Annotated in this window: 1 pseudogene; it reads left to right on the top strand. The window is 67.1% G+C overall.

Going from position 1 to position 289, the window contains the following annotated elements:
• Positions 1–172 (top strand): annotated as a pseudogene (locus MXD62_RS08375) (IS6 family transposase); the annotation flags it as partial.
• Between the last annotated feature and the right edge of the window lie 117 nt (positions 173–289).

Below are 289 nucleotides of genomic sequence, written 5' to 3'. Positions count from 1 at the left end.
AGCCCGACTCCGGCCGATGCGCGGCCTGAAACGGCTCCGCTCGGTCCAGACGATCAGCACCGGGCACGCTCTTGTTCAGAACATCCGCCGTGGCCAATACGAGCTCGCCGTCGATACCGACCCGAGACTGCGGCTGGCCGCCGCGTTCACCGAACTCGCCGCCGCCGTCTGACCGTCGGTCGCCGCAGCCGCTGGCATGCCCTGCTTCCTCACAATGCAACTGTGAGTTCATGGTGCTGCCTCGGGCGGTGGCCTGACCCGCAATGCAACTGGCGTGATGCCTTCGCAC

The sequence above is a fragment of the Frankia sp. Mgl5 genome (assembly GCF_023242985.1).
Lineage (GTDB): Bacteria > Actinomycetota > Actinomycetes > Frankiales > Frankiaceae > Parafrankia > Parafrankia soli.
This window is presented reverse-complemented; position numbering and strand designations above follow the sequence as displayed.